Origin of the sequence: Methylobacterium oxalidis, assembly GCF_007992195.1 — a bacterium.
GTDB classification, from domain to species: Bacteria; Pseudomonadota; Alphaproteobacteria; order Rhizobiales; family Beijerinckiaceae; genus Methylobacterium; species Methylobacterium oxalidis.
Window position 1 is genome coordinate 1 of record NZ_BJZU01000061.1, and the last position, 17475, is coordinate 17475.

The window sequence follows — 17475 nt, forward strand, 5'->3', positions numbered from 1 at the left end:
CCCGTGCCTCTCGGCAAGCGCCCGGTCCTTGTCGGACGGGTCGATCACGGTGAAGCGCGCCTTGTCGTAGGCGAAGTGGCGCTCGATCAGGGGCAGGGTGCCGCGGCCGATCGAGCCGAACCCGATCATCACGATGGGACCGCTGATGCGGCCGTGGACGGGGTGCTGGTTCGGCTGGTCGGTCATCGGGCGGGGAATCCTTCCTCTCCTGTCGCTCCGTGCGGCGAAGCGGCGTCCATAAGCAGCGGACATGACGAATGAGCGACGCGCTCACTGGCCCCTCGCGTCCCCGGGGTCAACCGCCGGACCGCCGGCAATTGTGAAGAGGGCGTTGCCGGAGCATGAGCCGGCCGCATGGCCGCCGCGCGGAATGCTGCATTGCACGCATAGTCCACACCGGTCATTTTGCAATGCAACATGAAGCCGCGCCTCGGTCGAACGGCTCTGGAAACGCCCGCATGCACGCTCTCGGAGTCCTGCCATGCTCGCGGTCCTCGTCTCGAACATCTCCCGCCCGGTCGAGGAGCCTCTCGACCGCGACCCCGGCGTCCTGACCCTGGCCGCCGCGATCGTCCGCGCGGTTCGGCGCGAACACGAGGCGGCCTTCGCGCGCCGCTGTGCCCAGGCGCGGAGCAGCGGCGTCGACGCCGCCTTCCGCTGAGGCCGGGCCGGAGCGCGACAACAAACTCGGGTGCCCGCGATTGCATCGCGGGCCAGGGGCCTTTAGGCGGCTTCTCCGAGCCGCGACGCCGACTGCGCCGCGCTTGGGGACACAGCCGCATGACGCAGATCCGCGCGATCCGCACCTTCGCCCTGATCGGCACGATCATCCTCGGCCCATTCGCGACGGCCGGCGCGGGCCGCGCGCAGGAGGATGCACCCGCCCCCGAGAGCGCGGCACCCGCGGCGAAGCCGAAGCCGAAGCCCCAGCCCCGCAAGCCGGCCCCGAAGCCGGCCGAAGCCGCACCGCCGGCGCCGGCGCCGAGCGCTGCCGCCGTCTGGCCGGCCGGCGCGACGGCGGTGAGCGAGACCTACGACAACTGGACCGTCAACTGCAGCCGCGAGAGCGCGAACACGAGCTGCATGGTCATGCAGAGCCAGGGCGACCGGAAGACGGGACGACGCCAGTTCGCCATCGAGCTGAAGGCCCCGAAGGACGGGCGCTCGGAAGGGCTGATCCTGATGCCGTTCGGCGTCTCGATCGAGCCCGGCGTCTCGTTCAAGCTCGACGAGACGGTGCTCGGCAAGGGCGCCCCCTACCTCGCCTGCGGCTCGGAAGGATGTCTCGTGCCGATCAGTTTCCCGACGCTCGCCACCGACTCGATGAAGACCGCCGAGAAGCTGACGATCACCGCCCCGCGGCCCGAGGGCCAGGAGCCGACCGTGATCACGGTGCCGCTCGCCGGCTTCGCCGCAGCCTTCGCGCGCGTGATCGCATTCAGCGGCTGAGCATCGGTACGGATCGATCGGACGGGCGAGGAGCGAGGGCGGCCATGATGCACGGGACGGTGCGTGGGATGATCCTGACGGGGCTCGTCGCCTCTCTCGTCACGCCGCTCACGGCGCAGGAGGGGCCTCCGGGAGCGCCGAGTCCGGCCGAGCGGCAGCGCAACAACGCCGCGAAGCTCGCGGGACTGGTCGCCTTCGTCGACGCGTCGTGCCCGGACCTGAAGGGCGACCCGGACAAGCTCCGGATGGCGGTGACCCGGCTCGGCGTCGATCCCGCCGAGCTGAACCAGGGTGATCTGCATCTGCGCGCGAGAGCCTATACGGAGATCTACCAGAAGGATGCGGAGGCGAGCTGCAAGCGCGCCGTGGAGACCTTCGGCGAGGCCGGCAAGGCGATTCCGGGCCTCATCGTGAGGAAGTGAGAACCGGACGGGTCCGCAATTAAGCGGCCATTAGCCCTGTCCGGGCACAATCCGACCCCGAAGTGACGTACAGGCGCAGCGCCCCGGCCGGGGCGCCCGCCGCTCTCGGGTGTGGCGTTTCACGATGGCGGCTGGTCTCGCAACAGGGCGGCGGAGGCGTCGCCGCACGGCTCTGGCCTGCCTCGGACTCGCCCTCTGGCTCCAGGGCGGCGCCGCAGAGGCCGCTCGCCTCCTCGCGGCCAAGGGAAGCCAGCTCGAGCGCTACGGCCGCATCGCGCTGACCTTCGACGCGCCGGTTTCCGTCAAGGCGAAGCTGATGGGCACCGTGCTGGTGCTGAGCTTCGGCGAGCGGGTGCAGGGGGCGCCCGAGCGCCTCGCCGCCGAGATGCCGGCTTTCGTGACGACGGTGCGGCGCGATCCCGACGGCACCGGCCTGCGTCTCGCTCTCCAGAAGCCCTACCGCGTCAACGTGCAGGAGGCCGGCGAGCAGGTCTTCGTGGACCTGCTTCCAGAGGGCTGGGCGGGCCTGCCGCCGCCGCTGCCGCCGGAGGTGGTCACCGAGCTCGCCAAGCGCGTGCAGCGCGCGGAGGCAGCCCTCAAGGCCGCGACGCCCGTGCCCCCACGGAAGGCGCTGCCCGTCGAGGTGGCCCACCTGCCGAGCCTGACCCGCCTCGCGATGCGCCTGCCGCCCGGCACGGCGACCTCCGCCGAGCCGGCCGGAGCCGCGACCCGCATCCGCGTCGCCGGTCCCTGGCGCATCGAGGCGGCCGAGATCCGGGGCCGCACCAAGCCCGCGGCGGCGAACGTCGTCGCCGAGGAGGACGAGGGCGGAGCCTCCCTTCTCGTCACGCCGGGCGAGGGCTACCTGCTGACGACCGAGCGGGACGACGACGGGCTCACGATCGACCTGAGCCTGCGGACCCCGACACCCCGGCAGGCCGCGAGCCCCGTTCCGACGGTCCCCGGCGCCGCGGAACCGTCCGCGCCGCCCGACGTGAAGCCGGCTCCGGCGGTTCGGGTTGGGGCTGGACCGGCGCCGGATCCGGCCGCGTCGGCGCCGGAGCGGGCGGCCGGTGACGGCCTCGTCTTCTCCTTCCGCAGCACCCCGCCCGCGGCCCTGTTCGAGCGCGCGGGCGTCGCCACCCTCGTCTTCGAGACGGACGAGCCGGTCACGGCCGCCGATGCCGAGCGGATCGGCCTGCGGCCGGTCGGCCCGCCGGCGCGAACGGGCGGCGTGGTCGCCCTCAGCTTCGTCGTGCCGGCCGGCCGCCTGATCGACCTCCTTCCGGTCGGGCCGGCGCGGGGCGCCGGGGGCTGGGAGCTCGTGACGGGCGACACCCTGAGCCCGGGCGACAGCCTCACCGCGACCCGCGCGCCCGGACCGGGCGGGCGTTTCGGCGTCGGCCTGAAGTTGCCCGCCCCGGGCAGCGCCACCTGGCTCGACCTCGACGGCGAGCGGGTGGCCGTGGTGACGAGCCGGGCGCGGCGCCTGGCGGGCGTCGCCAAGCGCCAGCGCTTCGTGGATTTCGAGCTGCTGCCGAGCCGCCTCGGCGTGGCGGTGGCAGCGCAGGCCGACGACCTCGCGGTGCGCCCGGACCTCGACGGCGTCAGCATCGGGCGCGAGGGCGGGCTCGCCGTCTCGACCGTGATGCGGGAGCCGGAGGCGCCGCTCGGCAGGGCCGGCGCGCTGGCGATCGAGCGCGGACCCTGGGAGATGGCCCGGCGCGGGGACGTGCGCGAGACGCTCCGCGAGCTGACGCGGGCGATCACCGAGGCGACGAGCGCCATGCGCGGCCCGCCCCGCCTCGACCTCGCCCGCGCCATGCTGGCCAACGGCCTCGACCCGGAGGCCCTGGCCGTCCTCGCCGCAGCCGGCGCCGACGACCCGGTGATCGCCGGCCAGCGCGAGATCCCGATCCTCGCCGGCCTCGCCGAGGCCCGCCTCGGGCGGCTGGCGGCGGCTCGGCGCACGCTCGCCGCCGAGAACCTGGCGCAGGACCCGGAGGCCGCCCTCTGGCGCGGGTTCGCCGAAGCCCAGGCCGGCCGCTGGGTCGCCGCCGACAACGCCTTCCGCGCCACCGGAGACATCCTCGAGCGCTATCCGGAGGATCTCCAGGCGCTCCTGAAGGCCGCGACGATCGAGGCGGCGATCGAGACCGGCGACCTCGAAGGCGCCAGCCGCGGCCTCGTCTCCGTCGGCCGGCTCACGCCGCCCCCGATCCTGCGCGACCGCTTCGCCTTCCTGCGCGGCCGGATGGAGGAGGCCACGGGTCAGACCGTGGCGGCGCTCGCGACCTACGAGCGCCTCAGCGCGGAAGCCGAGCGGCCCGTGGCGGTCGCGGCGACGCTGCGCGGCACGCTGCTCGCCCACGCGTCCGGCAAGCTCGCCAGCAAGGAGGCGATCGACCGCCTGGAGCGGGAGGCGATCACGTGGCACGGCGGAGAGACGGAGGAGGCCATGACTGCCGGCCTCGCGCATCTCTACGCCGATGCCGGCCGCTACCGCGACGCCTTCCTGGCCACACGGCGCGCCAACGCGACGGCCCCCGACTCGCCGGTGTCGCGCGGCCTGCACGCCGAGGCGCAGGCCCTGTTCGACGACCTCTTCCTGAGCCCGCTCGGGGACAGGATCCCGGGCATCGAGGCGGTGGCGCTCTACTTCGACTTCAAGGATTTCGCCCCGATCGGCCGGCGCGGCGACGAGATCGTCCGCCGCCTCGCGGACCGGCTGGTCGGGCTCGATCTTCTCGATTCGGCCGCCGAGCTGCTGCAGCACCAGGTCGACAACCGGTTGACCGGGGCGGCGCGAGCAAGCGTCGCCGCGAGGCTCGCGGCGATCCGCCTGATGGACGGCAAGCCCCTCATGGCGCTCGACGTCCTCGAAGCGACGCACCTGCCCGAACTGCCGGGCGACCTGCGCCGGGCCCGCGGCCTGATCCGGGCCCGCGCCCTGTCGGACCTCTCGCGCACCGACCTCGCCCTGGAGACGATCGAGGGCGACACGGCCGCCGACGCGCAGCGCCTGCGGGCCGACATCCTGTGGGGCGCGCGGCGCTGGCGCGAGGCCGGCGAGGCGCACGAGGCGCTGCTCGGCGACATCTGGCGCGGCCGCAAGCCCCTCGACGAGGCAGCCCGCGCGGACGTGATCCGGGCGGCCATCGCCTACGATCTCTCGGGCGAGACGATCGGGCTCGAGCGCCTCAAGGGCAAGTTCGCGGGGCCGATGTCGGAGAGCGCCGACGCGCGGACCTTCGCCCTGCTCACCGCCGCGAACGCGCTCCGGAACCCAGGCTTCCGCGAGATCGCGCAGCGCGCCACCAGCGCCGAGACGCTGGCCGCCTTCCTCGCCGAGTACCGCAGGCGCTACCCCGACACCGGCGTGCCCGACCGGGGCAGGCCGTCCGAGAAGGCCGGTACCCGCGCCGAGAACCGCCCGGAGAGCGCGCCGCCGGGCTGATCGCCGCTCAGGTTCCGTAGCTCTGGACGAGGGATCCGGCGACCAGCGTCCATCCGTCCACGAGCACGAAGAAGATCAGCTTGAACGGCAGCGCCACGGTGGCGGGCGGCACCATCATCATGCCGACCGCCATCAGCACCGAGGCGACCACGAGGTCGATGATCAGGAAGGGGATGAAGAGCAGGAACCCGATCTCGAAGGCCCGCCGCAGCTCCGAGATCATGAAGGCCGGGGTGACGATCTCCAGGCCCACCGCCTCGGGCCCGGAGGGGGTCGGCACCTTGGCCATGTCGAGGAAGAGCTTGAGGTCCTTCTCCCGCACGTTGCGCAGCATGAAGGTCTTGAAGGGGGCGGAGGCGCGCTCGAACGCCTGTCCCTGCGTGATCTGGCCGGCGATCAGCGGCTCGATGCCGGCGCGGTAGGCCTCCCGCCCGGTCGGCGCCATCACGAAGGCGGTCAGGAACAGCGCGAGGCTGACGATCACCGCGGTCGGCGGCGCCGTCTGCGTGCCGAGCGCCGAGCGCAGGATCGAGAGCACCACGACGATTCGCGTGAAGGAGGTCGCCATCACGAGGACGGAGGGCGCCAGCGCCAGGACCGTGATGAGGGCGACGAGCTGGAGCGCCCGCTCGGTCACCCCGCCCGCCCCGAGGTCGACGGTGACGCTCTGGGCGAAAGCCGGTCCGGCCGAGGCACAGAGGGCGAGTAGCGGCACGACGAGGAGCGCGGCGCCCGCGCACCGGGCCGTGCGCGGGAGGAGGTGTCGATTCGGGGTCGTCATGACGGCCGGCACGGTGGTCGCAGGACGCCCGCGAGGCAAGCTCGCCGCGGGCGCACTCATCGGACGAGCCCCGCCGAGCGGCGGGCCTCCAGGCTCTGCCAGACCAGGAGCGAGGGCAGGCCCAGCACCACGTCCGGGACGCGCTTGGCGAGCGAGACGGCGATGGCGGTGCCCGCGTCGATGCCGAACAGCGCGCCGACCACGACGAAGCCGCTCTCCTGGACGCCGAGCCCGCTCGGGATCGGGAAGGCGGCCGACTTCACCGCCTGCGCCAGCGCCTCGATCACCAGCGCCTCGGAGACGGTCACGCCCTCGACGCCGATGCAGGCGAGCACGATCCAGATCTCGGCCGCACCGAGCACCCAGGCGACGAGGTGGAGCAGGACGGACTGCGCGACGGGACCCCAGCGCCGCCGGCCCCAGACGGCGTCAAGGGCATCCTGGACGCTCGCGGCGGCGGCGGCGTCGCCGCCGGCGGGCGCGGCTTCCCGGGCGAAGCGCCGGGCGAGGCCCGCGAGGCGACGCTCGATGAAGCGGGCCGCGCCGCTCCTCTGGATGGCGAAGAAGGCGCCGAGCGCCAGGCCGGCGACCGCCAGCGCGTGCAGCATCCACCCGGCCAGGGCCGCCGCGGGCTCGCCGTCGAGGCGGGTGAGCAGCAGGGCGCCCGCGAGGGCGAACAGGGCCTGGGTTCCGGCCTGGATCAGCAGATCGGCGAGGATCGAGGCGGCGGCGAGCGCGCCCGTCACGCCCCAGAAGGTGAGGAGGCGCCCGCCCACCACGTCGCCGCCGACGGAGGCCACGGGCAGGAGCACGTTGATGCCCTCGCGCACGTAGCGCAGGACGACGAAGGCTCCGGTCTCGGCGGGGCTCAGGCCCGACAGGAGCCGCGCCCAGGCGAGCCCGCAGAGCAGGACGATGACGGCCCGCACCATCACGACGGCCGCGAGCCCGGCGAGGCCGATCCGGCCGAAGGCGGAGGCCACGGCGCCGATGTCGTTGGTGGCGACGAGCCAGACCGCCAGCACGAGGCCGAGGGCCGTGCCGAAGAGGGGCAGGCGTCGGAGCAATGCGCGCCCAAGCCCGCCGCCGGCCCGGCCGCTGGTGCCGGCGCTCATCGGCACGCCGCCGCCCGCCGGCGGAGCCGGGCACGCAAAGGGCGAGCGGGTCTTCTATGAGCCGGCATGACGGACGCCTCGGGCCCGGCCCGGGGCCGGCTGCTGTCGTCAGGAGAGGGGATTCGGTTCCTCGCCCGTTTCGGCGGCCGGCGCTAGCCCGGCTTTGGGGCCGAATTCGGGGAGGAGGGCGGCGACGGCCTCCTCGGGCGTGGCGGCGGGATCGAGCAGGACGACGCGCCCGCGGGCGAGGCTCGCCCCGGTCGCCACCGCCAGCGCCCGCTTCGGGTAGGGGCCGAGGCACCCCGTCTCCACGACCCGGACCTTGCGCTTCGGGTGGCCGCGCTTGAGCCCGCGCTTCAGGAGGGCGCGCACCGCCCGGCTGCCCAGGCTCTGGCGCTTGGCGCATTTCGCGCACACGACGACGACCGCCTCGAGCTTGGTCTTGGCGGTGCGGGACTTCGGGCGTACGGCGGCGGAGGTCGGATCGCTCATGCGGGCTCGCCTAGGCTCGGCGGAGGAGCGGCGCAACCGCGCCGCGCCCGGCGAGGGCCTGCCGCGGCAAAGGGGCACCCTGAACGGCCGAGCTTCCCGCGGGCAGGGTGGGTGCCTTAAAAAGGGCCGAAAAGAGCGGGACTTGGGACCCCATCTTGGACCCGGATCTTGGACGCGATCTGCCCGGGCGCGAGACCGCGCGCGACCCCCAGGAAAACGAACGGATGAACGTCGACGAGGTCAAGCAAGGCGAGCGGCTCCGCGGGATCATCGAGGCGGCGCGCAACGCGCTGCCCGAGGTGCGCCGCAACGCCGAGACCATCGAGCCGATCCCCGACCGCAAGCTTCCCGCCCTCCTGCGGCAGGCGCGAGAGAAGCTGGACTGGACGCGCGTTCCCGGCCTGCGCCCACGCCCGCGCAAGGAGGAGAACCTCCTCCCCGTCCTGATCCGCCGCTTCAGCCTGTTCGTCCTGCTGCCCACGGCGATCGTGGCGGTCTACCTCTTCGTGTTCGCCTCCGACCAGTACATCGCCGAGGCGCAGTTCGCCGTGCGCGGCAACGTCGAGCCGATGGGCGACGTGAACCTCGGCGAGTTCACGAGCCTCATCCAGAAGCACAACAGCCAGGACAGCTTCATCGTCCGCGACTTCATCCACAGCCAGTCCATGGTCGAGCTGGCGGAGAAGGAACTCGCCGTCACCAAGATGTTCTCGCGCAGCGAGGCCGATTTCTGGGCCCGCTACAATCCGCCCCAGCCGATCGAGGAGCTGACGCGCTACTGGCGCCGCCACGTCGAGGCGCAGATCGACGCGATCTCCGGCGTCATCACCCTGACGGCCCGCGCCTTCACGCCGGAGGACGCCCTCGCCATCGCCAAGCAGGTGGTGGCGAAGTCCGAGGCGCTGATCAACACGATCTCGAGGCGCGCGCAGGCCGACATGGTCGAGCACGCCCTCAAGGACGCGACCGAGGCGCAGGACCGCCTGAAGAAGGCGCATCTCGCGATCCAGCACTACCGGAACCGCTGGGGGATCATCGACCCGATCAAGTCGGCCGAAGCGACGCTGATCACGATGACGAGCCTGCGCAAGGACAAGTTCAAGGCCGAGAACGACCTGCAGGTCCTGCGCGGCTCGAACCTCAACGAGAACTCGCGCGGGATCCAGGTCCTCGTCGCCAACATCGCGGCGATCGACCACCAGATGAAGCAGCTGCAGGACCAGCTGACCAGCGAGACCGCCGGCGCGACGGGCGCGCCGAACATGACCCAGGCACTCTTGGAATACGAGGGCCTGCTGATCGAGCGCACCATCGCCGAGAAGCTCAACGAATCGGCCAACACGATCCTCGACCGGGCCCGGGTCTCGGCGAGCAAGCAGCAGATCTACCTCGCGACTTTCGTGCCGCCGGTTATCCCCACCGACTCGCTCTATCCGCGACGCGGCTACGGCCTGATCATCGCCTTCTTCTGCTTTCTCGTGGTCTGGAGCTCGGTCTCGCTGGTGCTCGCCGGCATCAAGGACCAGCGCCTCTAGGCGCGGGCCCGCCCGCGCCTCGCGGCCGGCCGGTCGCCGGGCTGGATCGGGCGAGCGTGGATCTGCTAAATCCACGCCCTCACCGTTGCGGGCCCGGAGCGGCCCGGCCGCGCGCAGGATCCCCGATCGCCGCCATGTCCGATTTCGCTGATCTCGTCGCCCGCGCGATCACGCCCGCGATGAGCCGCGCCGAGCGTGAGCAGGTCTACGCCGTGGTGCGCCAGGCGGTGCTGCGCCTGCAGGAGCGCGAGACGCTCGCCCCCGAGGATGCCCGGGTGGCGCTCCAGCGGCATCTCGTCGAGGAGACGATCCGCGACGTCGAGGCCGACATCGCGCGCTACGAATCCCTGCGCAAGCTCGACGAGGCGATGGTCGCGCAGGCGGCGGCCCATCGGAAGGGCCGCGGCTGATCACCCATAGGCGGCCGCGGCGCGGGCACTGCCCGGCTCAGCCACCTCAAGGCCGGCCTCGACGTACTCGTTGAGCTTGTTGCGCAGGGTCCGGATCGAGATGCCGAGGATCTTGGCGGCGTGGGTCCGGTTGCCGAGGCAGTGATCCAGGGTGTCGAGGATGAGGTCGCACTCGACCTGGGCCACCGTGCGCCCGACGAGGCCGCGGGTGGCAGCCTCCGCCACCTGTGCGGCGCGGGCGGCAGGATCGGCGGGCGCTCCCGCGATCGCGTCGCCCTCCGGCGTCAGGATCGCCTCCGGGCCGATCTCGGCGCCGCTCGCGAGCAGCACCGCCCGGTGCACCGTGTTCTCGAGCTCCCGCACGTTGCCGCGCCAGGGGTTCTCGCGCACGAGCGTCTGGGCCGCCCGGCTCAGGGGCCGGACCGGCAGGCCGTTCACCTCGGCGTATTTCTTGGAGAAATGCGCGGCGAGCTCCAGGATGTCGGCCGGGCGCTCGCGCAGAGCCGGCAGGCGCAGGTGGACCACGTTGAGGCGGTAGAACAGATCCTCGCGGAAGCTGCCCTTGCGGACCTCCTCGGCAAGGTTGCGGTTCGAGGTGGCGAGCACCCGGATGTCGACCTTGACGGGGGCGGATCCGCCGACCCGGTCGATCACCCGCTCCTGCAGGGCCCGCAGCAGCTTCGACTGCAGGCGGACATCCATCTCGGAGATCTCGTCGAGGAGTAGCGTGCCGCCGTTCGCCTCCTCGAAGCGGCCGATGCGTCGGGCGACCGCGCCCGTGAAGGCGCCCTTCTCGTGGCCGAACAGCTCGGATTCGAGGAGCGCCTCGGGGATCGCCGCGCAATTGACCGAGACGAAGGGCTTGGCCGCCCGGTTCGAGCGGGCGTGGACGTGGCGGGCCAGCACCTCCTTGCCGGTGCCGCTCTCGCCGGTGATCAGGACGGAGGCTTCCGAGCGGGCGATTTGCTCGGCGAGCTTCACCACCCGCTCCATGGCCGGGTCGCGCCAGACGAAGGCGCGCCCGTCCGCGGCGACCGCCTCCAGCACCGCCGCGATCAGCTCCGGGTCCGGGGGCAGGGGGATGTACTCCTTGGCCCCCGCCTGGATCGCGGCGACGGCGGCGCGCGCATCGGCCGCGACGCCGCAGGCCACGACCGGCGTGCGGATGCGCTCCTCGTTGAGCGCGCCGACGAGGTCGCGCACCGAGAGGCCGACATCGATCATCACGAGGTCGGCGCCCTTGGCGCGCAGGGTTGCGAGGCCCTGCTCGACGCCGTCGGCCTGGGTGACGGCCGCGCCGCGGCTCATCGCGATCTTCGAGGCGGTGACGAGCTCGCCGTTGAGCCGTCCGATCATCAGGAGCCGCATGGCGGGCACTCCGTTCTCTCACAGGGCAGGCGGGACGGCGGCGCGTCCCGGCGCGCGATCAGTGATCGCCCTTGACGATCTCGGTCATGGTGACGCCGAGGCGCTCCTCGACCAGCACGACCTCGCCGCGGGCGACGAGACGGTTGTTCACGAAGATGTCGATGGCCTCGCCGACCTTGCGGTCGAGCTCCAGCACCGCGCCGGGGCCGAGGCGCAGCAGATCGCCGATCGGCATCCGGGATGAGCCGAGCACGGCCGAGACCACGACGGGCACGTCGAAGACCTGCTCAAGGTCGCCCGCGCTCTTGGCCGTGGTCGGCGCCTCGCGGATGGAATCCCCGTCGAAGCCGGGGTCGCCGTCGCTGAGCTGCGGCAGATTGAAATCGTCGGACATCTCTCGTCTTCGCGGTCAGGGCGTGGGGGCGGGGGAGAGGCCGAGGGCCTCCAGGCAGGCGGTCTCGATGCGGGCGCGGTCGCGGACGATGCCGCCGTCGGCCCATTCGAGGCGGGCATCGCCCGGCAGCAGGTCCGGCTCGCCGAGAACGACGAGCCGGCCCTCGTAGCCGCGCTCGCGGGCGAGGCCCTTCATCAGGCTCTCGGTCTCGTCGACGAGCGCGTCGTTCACGCGCACCACGAGGTGGGGCACGCCGCGCAGGTGCTGCAGGGCGGCGCGCACCGCCTCTCCGATCGCGGCGAGCGGGCGCGTCTCGAGGGCCTCGCCCGCGACGCGGGTGGCGATGAGCGTCGCGACGGCGACCGCCTCCGCCTCGCGCTCGGCAGCCTCGGCGTCGGCCTGGGCGAGGAGGCCGGCGGCGGCGAGGCTCAGGCGGGTGAGGGCGTCGGACAGACGCCCCTGCGCCTGCGCCTCGGCCTGGGCGCGGCCCTCCTGCACGCCGCGCGCGTGCGCGGCGGCGGTGGCCGCGGCGAGTTCCTGCGCGGCCGCCGCCGCGGCGGGGCTCGCCTGCGGGCGCCGGAAGTCCGTGTCGAACAGGAAGGGCCGGGCGTTCAATAGACCAGCTCCTCCTCGGCGCTGTTCTTGGCGATCATGATCTCGCCCTTCTCCGCGAGGTCCTTGGCGAGCTCGGTCATCTTGGCCTGCGCCTCATCCACCTCCTTCAGGCGGATCGGGCCGATCGAGCCCATCTCGTCCGTCAGGTTCTTGGCGGCGCGCGTCGACATCTGGCTCATGAAGAAGCCGCGCACCCGCTCGTCGGCGCCCTTCAGCGCCCGGCAGAGGGTGTCGTTGTCGATCTTGCGCATCAGCGTCTGCACGCTGCCCGGGTCGAGCTTGAGCAGGTCCTCGAAGGTGAACATCAACTCGCGGATGCGCTTGGCCGAGCCGCGGTTCGCCTGGTCGAGAGCGGCCAGGAAGCGACCTTCCGTCTGGCGATCGAAGGCGTTGAACACGTCGGCCATCAGTTCGTGCGCGTCGCGGCGGGTCGCCTGCGAGATGGTCGAGACGAACTCGACGCGCAGCGTCTCCTCGATGTGGCGCAGAGCCTCCTTCTGCACCGTCTCCATCCGCAGCATCCGGTTGAGGACGTCGATGGCGAATTCCTCGGGAAGGATCGTGAGGACCTTGGCGGCGTAGTCCGAGCGCACCTTGGAGAGCACCACCGCCACGGTCTGCGGGTACTCGTTGCGCAGGAACGAGGCGAGAATCTCCGGATCGATCTGGGTGAGGCTCGCCCAGACGCGCTTGCCCGACGCGCCCTTGATCTCCGCCATGATCGCGGAGACCTGATCGGTCGGGAAGATCTTGAGCAGGAGCGATTCGGTGCGCTCGAAGTTCGAGGTGATGCCGCCGCCCGAGGACAGGCGAGAGACGAAATCGACGATCAGCTTCTCGACCACCTCGGCGTCGAGCGAGCCGAGCTGGACCATGGCGTGGGAGACCTTCTTGATCTCCTCCTCCTCCAGCATCTGCCAGATCGGCGCGCCCTCGGTCTCGCCGAGGAGGAGCAGGAGCGCGGCCGCGCGCTGGGGGCCGGGCATGGCGGCGAACGCCGTCCCGCCGATCCCCTCCATCACCCTGGCTATGTTCGGCCCGCCCGCCATCGCTCTCTACCCCGGCTCCGCTCTCAGTTTTCCTGGATCCAGTTGCGCAGCACCTCGACGGTCTCGGTCGGGCTCGCACGGACCATGTCGACGACGCGCTGCACGGTCTCGGCCTGCACCTGCCCGTTGATCTTCGCGAACTCGACGAGCCGGGCCGTGGGATTGTCCCGCGACAGGGCCGGCATCTCGGCGGGCAGGCCCTCCACCCCCGCGAGTGCCGGGGCCGCCAGGAGGGCGGCGGGCGCCGCCTCGGCCTCCAGCACGCGGCGGACGAGCGGGCGCACCACCGCCATCAGCACGATGAGCGTGAGAAGCGCGAGCACCCCGAGTTCCACGACGCGCAGCACGTCCTCCTTGGTCGGCGCGAGGAGCGACTGCACCAGGGACGTCTCGACGAACTCGGGCACCGCCGGCGCCTCGGCGAAGCGCAGGTTGACCACCTCGACCTGATCGCCGCGGGCCTTGTCGAATCCGACCGCGGTGCGGACCAGGGCCGCGATCCGCTCGATCTCGGCGGCGGGCCGCGCCTGATAGGCGGGCTTGCCGTCGGGACCCGGGGCGTAGATCCCGTCCAGCGCCACCGCCACGGAGAGGCGCTTGAGGCGCCCGCCCTCCACCACCTCGGTCTTCGTCACGCGGGAGATCTCGTAGTTCGTGGTCTCCTCGGTCTTGTTGGTCTGGTCCTTCTGCGCAGGGGCCTTGTCCTGCTGGTTTGCACCGGGCAGCTCGTTGCCGACCGTGACCTGGCCCTCGGCGCCGCCGGTGAGCGAGCTCTCGTTGCGGGTCTGGCTGGAGCGGACGACGCGACTCTCGGGGTCGAAGGTCTCGGAGCGGCTCTCGACGCGGTTCATGTCGAGCTCGGCGCTCACCTGCACCCGCGCCCGGCCCTGGCCCACGATGCCGGCCACGATCTCCTCGATCTGCAGGCGCAGCCGCCGCTCGAGGCCCGACTGCTTCTCCTCGAGATCGGCCCCCGTCCGGGCGTCGGCGCCGCGGGCGCCGTCCGCGAGCAGGCGGCCCCGTTCGTCCACGATCGAGACCCGCTCCGGCTTCAGCCCCTCCACGGCCGAGGCCGCGAGGTGGCGGATGGCGCGCACCTGCCCGGCGTCGAGGTCGCCCATCAGCTTCAGCACGATCGCCGCGCTCGGCGCCTCGCGGTCACGCTCGAACAGGCGCCGCTCGGGCAGGACGAGATGGACGCGGGCCGCCTGGACCCGGCCGATCGCCCGGATCGAGCGGGCGAGCTCGCCCTCCAGAGCCCGCAGGTGATTCACGTTCTGGACGAAGTTCGTGGACGAGAAGGCGTCGCCCTTGTCGAAGATCTCGTAGCCGACGCCGCCCTGAGTCGGCAGGCCCTTGCCGGCGAGGTCCATGCGCAGGCGGGCGAGGTCGGGACGGGGCGCGAGGATGGTCTGGCCGGCATCGCCCCGGGTCTCGTAGCGGATGCCGCGGGCATCGAGGTCGCGGATCACCGCGCCCGAATCCTGCATCGAGAGATCGGAGAAGAGGACGCCCATGTCGGGGCGCGAGACCCGCAGGATCACGAAGGCGAAGAAGCCGACGAGGGTCAGCGTCACCGCCGCCATCGCGGCGAGCCGCGCTGGCCCCAGCTTCGTCACCAGATCGAGAACCGGCTTCACGACGCGACGCACCCACCCCAAGCCGCGCAGCCGACGGCCCGCCTTCGCTCGGCAAAAGTTGCCCGGTTCGTGGTTAGCGCCCGGTTAACGGTGGGCCACTCGGACCGCGCCGGAAACGGCCGAGGCCGCGCCCGCCAGAACGGGCGCGGCCTCGGTGCCGCCTCGCAGCGCGATCGTCCAGCGGGGCCGCCCGCCAGGACGATCCCGGTCGCGATCTCAGTGGCGGTAATGCTGGATGCGCGTGGTGCGCAGCCCGGCGAGCCCGTGCTGGTCGATGGAGAACTGCCAGCTCAGGAACTCCTCGGTGGTGAGGGTGTAGCGCTGGCAGGCCTCCTCCAGGCTGAGGAGGCCGCCGCGGACGGCGGCCACGACCTCGGCCTTGCGGCGGATGACCCAGCGGCGGGTCGTGGTCGGTGGCAGATCGGCGATCGTCAGGGGGCTGCCATCGGGCCCGATCACGTACTTCACTCTCGGGCGGTGCGGTTCGGTCATCAGATACGCTCTACACTCGACTGACCTATCGTGCTCCGACGCTACTTGCGTCCGCTTAAAATATGTTGAAGCGCATCCCTCGGATATGATTCGATTTTCCCCAGCTATGTGGACAAGTTGGAGATCGAGCGCACGCTCGACACCGGAACCCGCGCCGCACCGACCGTCAGGACCGGCTCGCTCCCGCTGAGATCGACCCCCGTCACCTTGCCGCTCACCGCCGTGTCGACGGCCACGCTCTGGCCGGTGGCGTCGAAGGCGTCGACCTTGATCGTGTACTGCCCCTCCGCGGCCGAGAGCCCCGCCGAGTTCCGGCCGTTCCAGGTGAAGCTCTGGGCCCCGGCGGTGAGCGCCTTCGTCTGGGTGCCGACGACGTTGCCCTTGGCGTCGAGGATGGTGATCGTCGCCTTCGTGACAGCGCGGGCGGGGGTGAGCGTCCAGTTGGCCGCCCCATCCTTGAGCTGCGCGCTCTTGCCGTCGGAGGTCACCGTCTGACCGATGAAGCTCGTGGCCGAGGCACTGCTCGCGGCCTTCGCGTTCGTGAGGATCGAGTCGAGCCGGTCGTTGCCCTTCAGCTGCTGCTCGACCTGCGCGAACTGCACCAGTTGCTGCGTGAACTGGTTGGTGTCCATCGGGTCGAGCGGGTTCTGATTCTTGAGCTGCGTCGTGAGCAGCGTCAGGAACTGCGTGAAGTTGCCCGCGATCTGCTGCGCGTCGGCCCTCGTCGTGCTGGCGCTCGACGCGGTGCTGCTCGTGGTGCTGCCGATGCTGGAGGCCATGCTCGTCTCCTCAGATCCGGATGTCGAGGCCGGTCAGGCCCCTCAGGCTGCGCAGGGGCGCGGCGTCGAGGCCCCGCAGTTCGGGCGTCTCAGCGAGGAGCGGCGCGCCACGGCGCTGCCCCTCGCGCTGCTCGGCGCCGGAGCCGGGCTGCCCGTCCCCGCGCAGCGACAGGTTGATGCCGCCCTCGCTCGGGTCGAGGCCGGCCTGGGCGAGGGCCTGCTGAAGCCCGTTCGCGTCCCGCTGGAGCAGGGCGAGGGTCTCGACGCGCTCGACGACGAGGTGCGTCGTCACGGTGCCGCGCTCCTTGTCGATTTCCAGCCGCACGTCGACGCGTCCGAGCTCGACAGGGTCGAGGCGGATCTCGAACTGGTTCGACCCGGACAGCGATCGCAGGCCGATCGTCATCGGAACCTGTCCGATCGGCACCGGAGGGGAATGCGCCTGGGCCGCGCTCCGCTCCGCGCCCTGCGCGGATTGGGCCTGGAGGCCGGGCACGGCCGGCCCCTCCTTCACGAAGGACTGGGGGTCGGCGGGCGGCGCCTGGGGGGTCGCCGTGGCGAGCTGTCCGGCGAAATCGAGCTTGCCCGGCTCCCCCTGCGTCTCGGTGCCGGCCGGCACCGGGTCGGCGCCGTCGCCCGCCCGACGCGGATCCTTGACGCCCGCGGCTTCCGTGGCGGCAGAGCCGGGCTCCGGCTTCGCGCCGGGGACCGTTTGGGGATGGCCCGAAGCCGGCGCGCCAGCCTCGGCCGGAGGCGCCTCAAGGGTCTCCCCGGCCGGAGCCTTCGACATCGCCGCGCCGGCCGCGAACCGGGGAGGCGCCGCGGGGGACGGCTGGAGAATGGCCAATAGTGCGAACAGACCGCCCGCCGGCTGCCCCTCGTCGGCCCCGTCCGCCTCCGGCGTCTCCTCGTCCTCCTCGGGCGCGCCGCCCTCGGCGACGTGCTGAGCCTCGGCCGCCTCCGCCAGCACCGTGGCGGCCTGATCCGCCTCCGCGGCCACGGACGGATTCGCATCGGTGCGCGGCGCAGCCGCCGATACGTCGCGCGAAGTGTCGGCAGGCGCGCGAGACGTCGGCTCCGACGCGGGCTCTCCGCGCGTCCGCGCGATCGTGGCCGGTCCGCGGGCGCGGTCTGCCGAGGCCGGTCTCGGAGCGGCTGCGTCCTGGCCCTTGCGCGCCGCGCCGACCGCGTCGCCGGTCCGGCCGGAATCCCGCCGCTCCGGGACCGATGCGGCGCGCGGTGCAGGGCGCTCGCGCTCGGCGACGTCGAGGTTGAAGCGCTCGCGCGCGGCCGCGACGGGCCGGCTCGGGCGCGCGTCCTGCGCCGCGCTTTGCGCGGGCCGCCGCGCCACGACGTCCATCAGATCCGCTGCCGAGAAGCCCATGCCACACTCCCTGCCGAGGGATCAGCAAGGGACAGGCCATGTGGTTCCGGCGCCAAGCCACTGCAGAGGAAGGAGTTTCCTTCACGTGTCTGC

At 72.4% G+C, this 17475-nt stretch carries 18 protein-coding genes; 6 read left to right on the plus strand and 12 right to left on the minus strand.

The features are described 5' to 3' along the window. Positions 1-186: saccharopine dehydrogenase NADP-binding domain-containing protein (locus MOX02_RS15020; protein WP_174804930.1), on the minus strand; the 186-nt coding region annotated here is incomplete at its 3' end. A 295-nt stretch (positions 187-481) separates the two neighbouring features. On the opposite strand from MOX02_RS15020, the gene MOX02_RS15025 reads away from it, so the two are divergent. From MOX02_RS15025 to MOX02_RS15040, 4 genes are all read left to right on the plus strand, one after another. After that, positions 482-661 carry a hypothetical protein gene (locus MOX02_RS15025; RefSeq protein WP_147026607.1) on the plus strand — a complete coding sequence of 60 codons (180 nt, stop codon included), beginning with the start codon at positions 482-484 and terminating at the stop codon, positions 659-661. Between the two features lie 119 nt (positions 662-780). Further along, a complete protein-coding gene (locus MOX02_RS15030) occupies positions 781-1449 on the plus strand; it encodes an invasion associated locus B family protein (protein ID WP_147026608.1) in 669 nt (222 codons plus the stop codon). Between the two features lie 44 nt (positions 1450-1493). Further along, complete coding sequence (locus MOX02_RS15035) at positions 1494-1871, plus strand: hypothetical protein (protein ID WP_174804931.1); 378 nt, start codon at positions 1494-1496, stop codon at positions 1869-1871. Between the two features lie 124 nt (positions 1872-1995). Further along, a complete protein-coding gene (locus MOX02_RS15040; protein WP_147026609.1) occupies positions 1996-5328 on the plus strand; it encodes a hypothetical protein in 3333 nt (1110 codons plus the stop codon). A 7-nt stretch (positions 5329-5335) separates the two neighbouring features. Here MOX02_RS15040 and fliP read toward each other — a convergent pair whose 3' ends face one another. The 3 genes from fliP to MOX02_RS15055 form a co-directional block, all read right to left on the minus strand. Then, a complete protein-coding gene (fliP, locus tag MOX02_RS15045; protein WP_238179461.1) occupies positions 5336-6109 on the minus strand; it encodes a flagellar type III secretion system pore protein FliP in 774 nt (257 codons plus the stop codon). Positions 6110-6165: 56 nt separating this feature from the next. Next, a complete protein-coding gene (locus MOX02_RS15050; RefSeq protein WP_147026610.1) occupies positions 6166-7224 on the minus strand; it encodes a lysylphosphatidylglycerol synthase domain-containing protein in 1059 nt (352 codons plus the stop codon). Between the two features lie 108 nt (positions 7225-7332). After that, the gene (locus tag MOX02_RS15055; protein ID WP_238179459.1) at positions 7333-7716 is read right to left on the minus strand and encodes a hypothetical protein; all 384 of its coding nucleotides are present in this window, start codon (positions 7714-7716) and stop codon (positions 7333-7335) included. A 224-nt stretch (positions 7717-7940) separates the two neighbouring features. Here MOX02_RS15055 and MOX02_RS15060 point away from each other — a divergent pair, with 224 nt between their 5' ends. Beyond that, positions 7941-9251: a KpsE/RkpR family capsule polysaccharide export protein gene (locus MOX02_RS15060; RefSeq protein ID WP_147026611.1), complete on the plus strand. Its 1311-nt coding sequence runs from the start codon at positions 7941-7943 to the stop codon at positions 9249-9251. A gap of 134 nt (positions 9252-9385) precedes the next feature. Then, positions 9386-9661 carry a hypothetical protein gene (locus tag MOX02_RS15065; RefSeq protein WP_147026612.1) on the plus strand — a complete coding sequence of 92 codons (276 nt, stop codon included), beginning with the start codon at positions 9386-9388 and terminating at the stop codon, positions 9659-9661. Here the strand turns inward: MOX02_RS15065 and flbD are convergent, their stop codons facing one another. From flbD to MOX02_RS32185, 8 genes are all read right to left on the minus strand, one after another. Beyond that, positions 9662-11029 carry a sigma-54-dependent transcriptional regulator FlbD gene (gene flbD / locus MOX02_RS15070; protein ID WP_147026613.1) on the minus strand — a complete coding sequence of 456 codons (1368 nt, stop codon included), beginning with the start codon at positions 11027-11029 and terminating at the stop codon, positions 9662-9664. Positions 11030-11087: 58 nt separating this feature from the next. Then, entirely contained in the window at positions 11088-11423 is a 336-nt protein-coding gene (fliN, locus tag MOX02_RS15075) for a flagellar motor switch protein FliN (RefSeq protein WP_147026614.1), read from the minus strand. Positions 11424-11438: 15 nt separating this feature from the next. Continuing rightward, positions 11439-12038 carry a FliH/SctL family protein gene (locus MOX02_RS15080; protein ID WP_147026615.1) on the minus strand — a complete coding sequence of 200 codons (600 nt, stop codon included), beginning with the start codon at positions 12036-12038 and terminating at the stop codon, positions 11439-11441. Continuing rightward, positions 12035-13087 (minus strand): flagellar motor switch protein FliG, encoded by a 1053-nt coding sequence (locus tag MOX02_RS15085; protein WP_147026616.1) that lies wholly within the window; start codon positions 13085-13087, stop codon positions 12035-12037. The genes MOX02_RS15080 and MOX02_RS15085 overlap by 4 nt, the downstream gene beginning before the upstream one ends. A 23-nt stretch (positions 13088-13110) precedes the next feature. Continuing rightward, the gene (fliF, locus tag MOX02_RS15090) at positions 13111-14727 is read right to left on the minus strand and encodes a flagellar basal-body MS-ring/collar protein FliF (RefSeq protein WP_147026617.1); all 1617 of its coding nucleotides are present in this window, start codon (positions 14725-14727) and stop codon (positions 13111-13113) included. Positions 14728-14943: 216 nt separating this feature from the next. Then, the gene (gene sciP / locus MOX02_RS15095) at positions 14944-15219 is read right to left on the minus strand and encodes a CtrA inhibitor SciP (protein ID WP_055885701.1); all 276 of its coding nucleotides are present in this window, start codon (positions 15217-15219) and stop codon (positions 14944-14946) included. A gap of 104 nt (positions 15220-15323) precedes the next feature. After that, positions 15324-15998, minus strand: coding sequence for a flagellar hook assembly protein FlgD (locus MOX02_RS15100; protein ID WP_147026618.1), 675 nt, complete (start codon positions 15996-15998; stop codon positions 15324-15326). 10 nt (positions 15999-16008) lie between these two features. Continuing rightward, positions 16009-17382, minus strand: a complete 1374-nt coding sequence (locus MOX02_RS32185; RefSeq protein ID WP_238179457.1) for a flagellar hook-length control protein FliK — start codon at positions 17380-17382, stop codon at positions 16009-16011. Positions 17383-17475 lie beyond the last annotated feature (93 nt).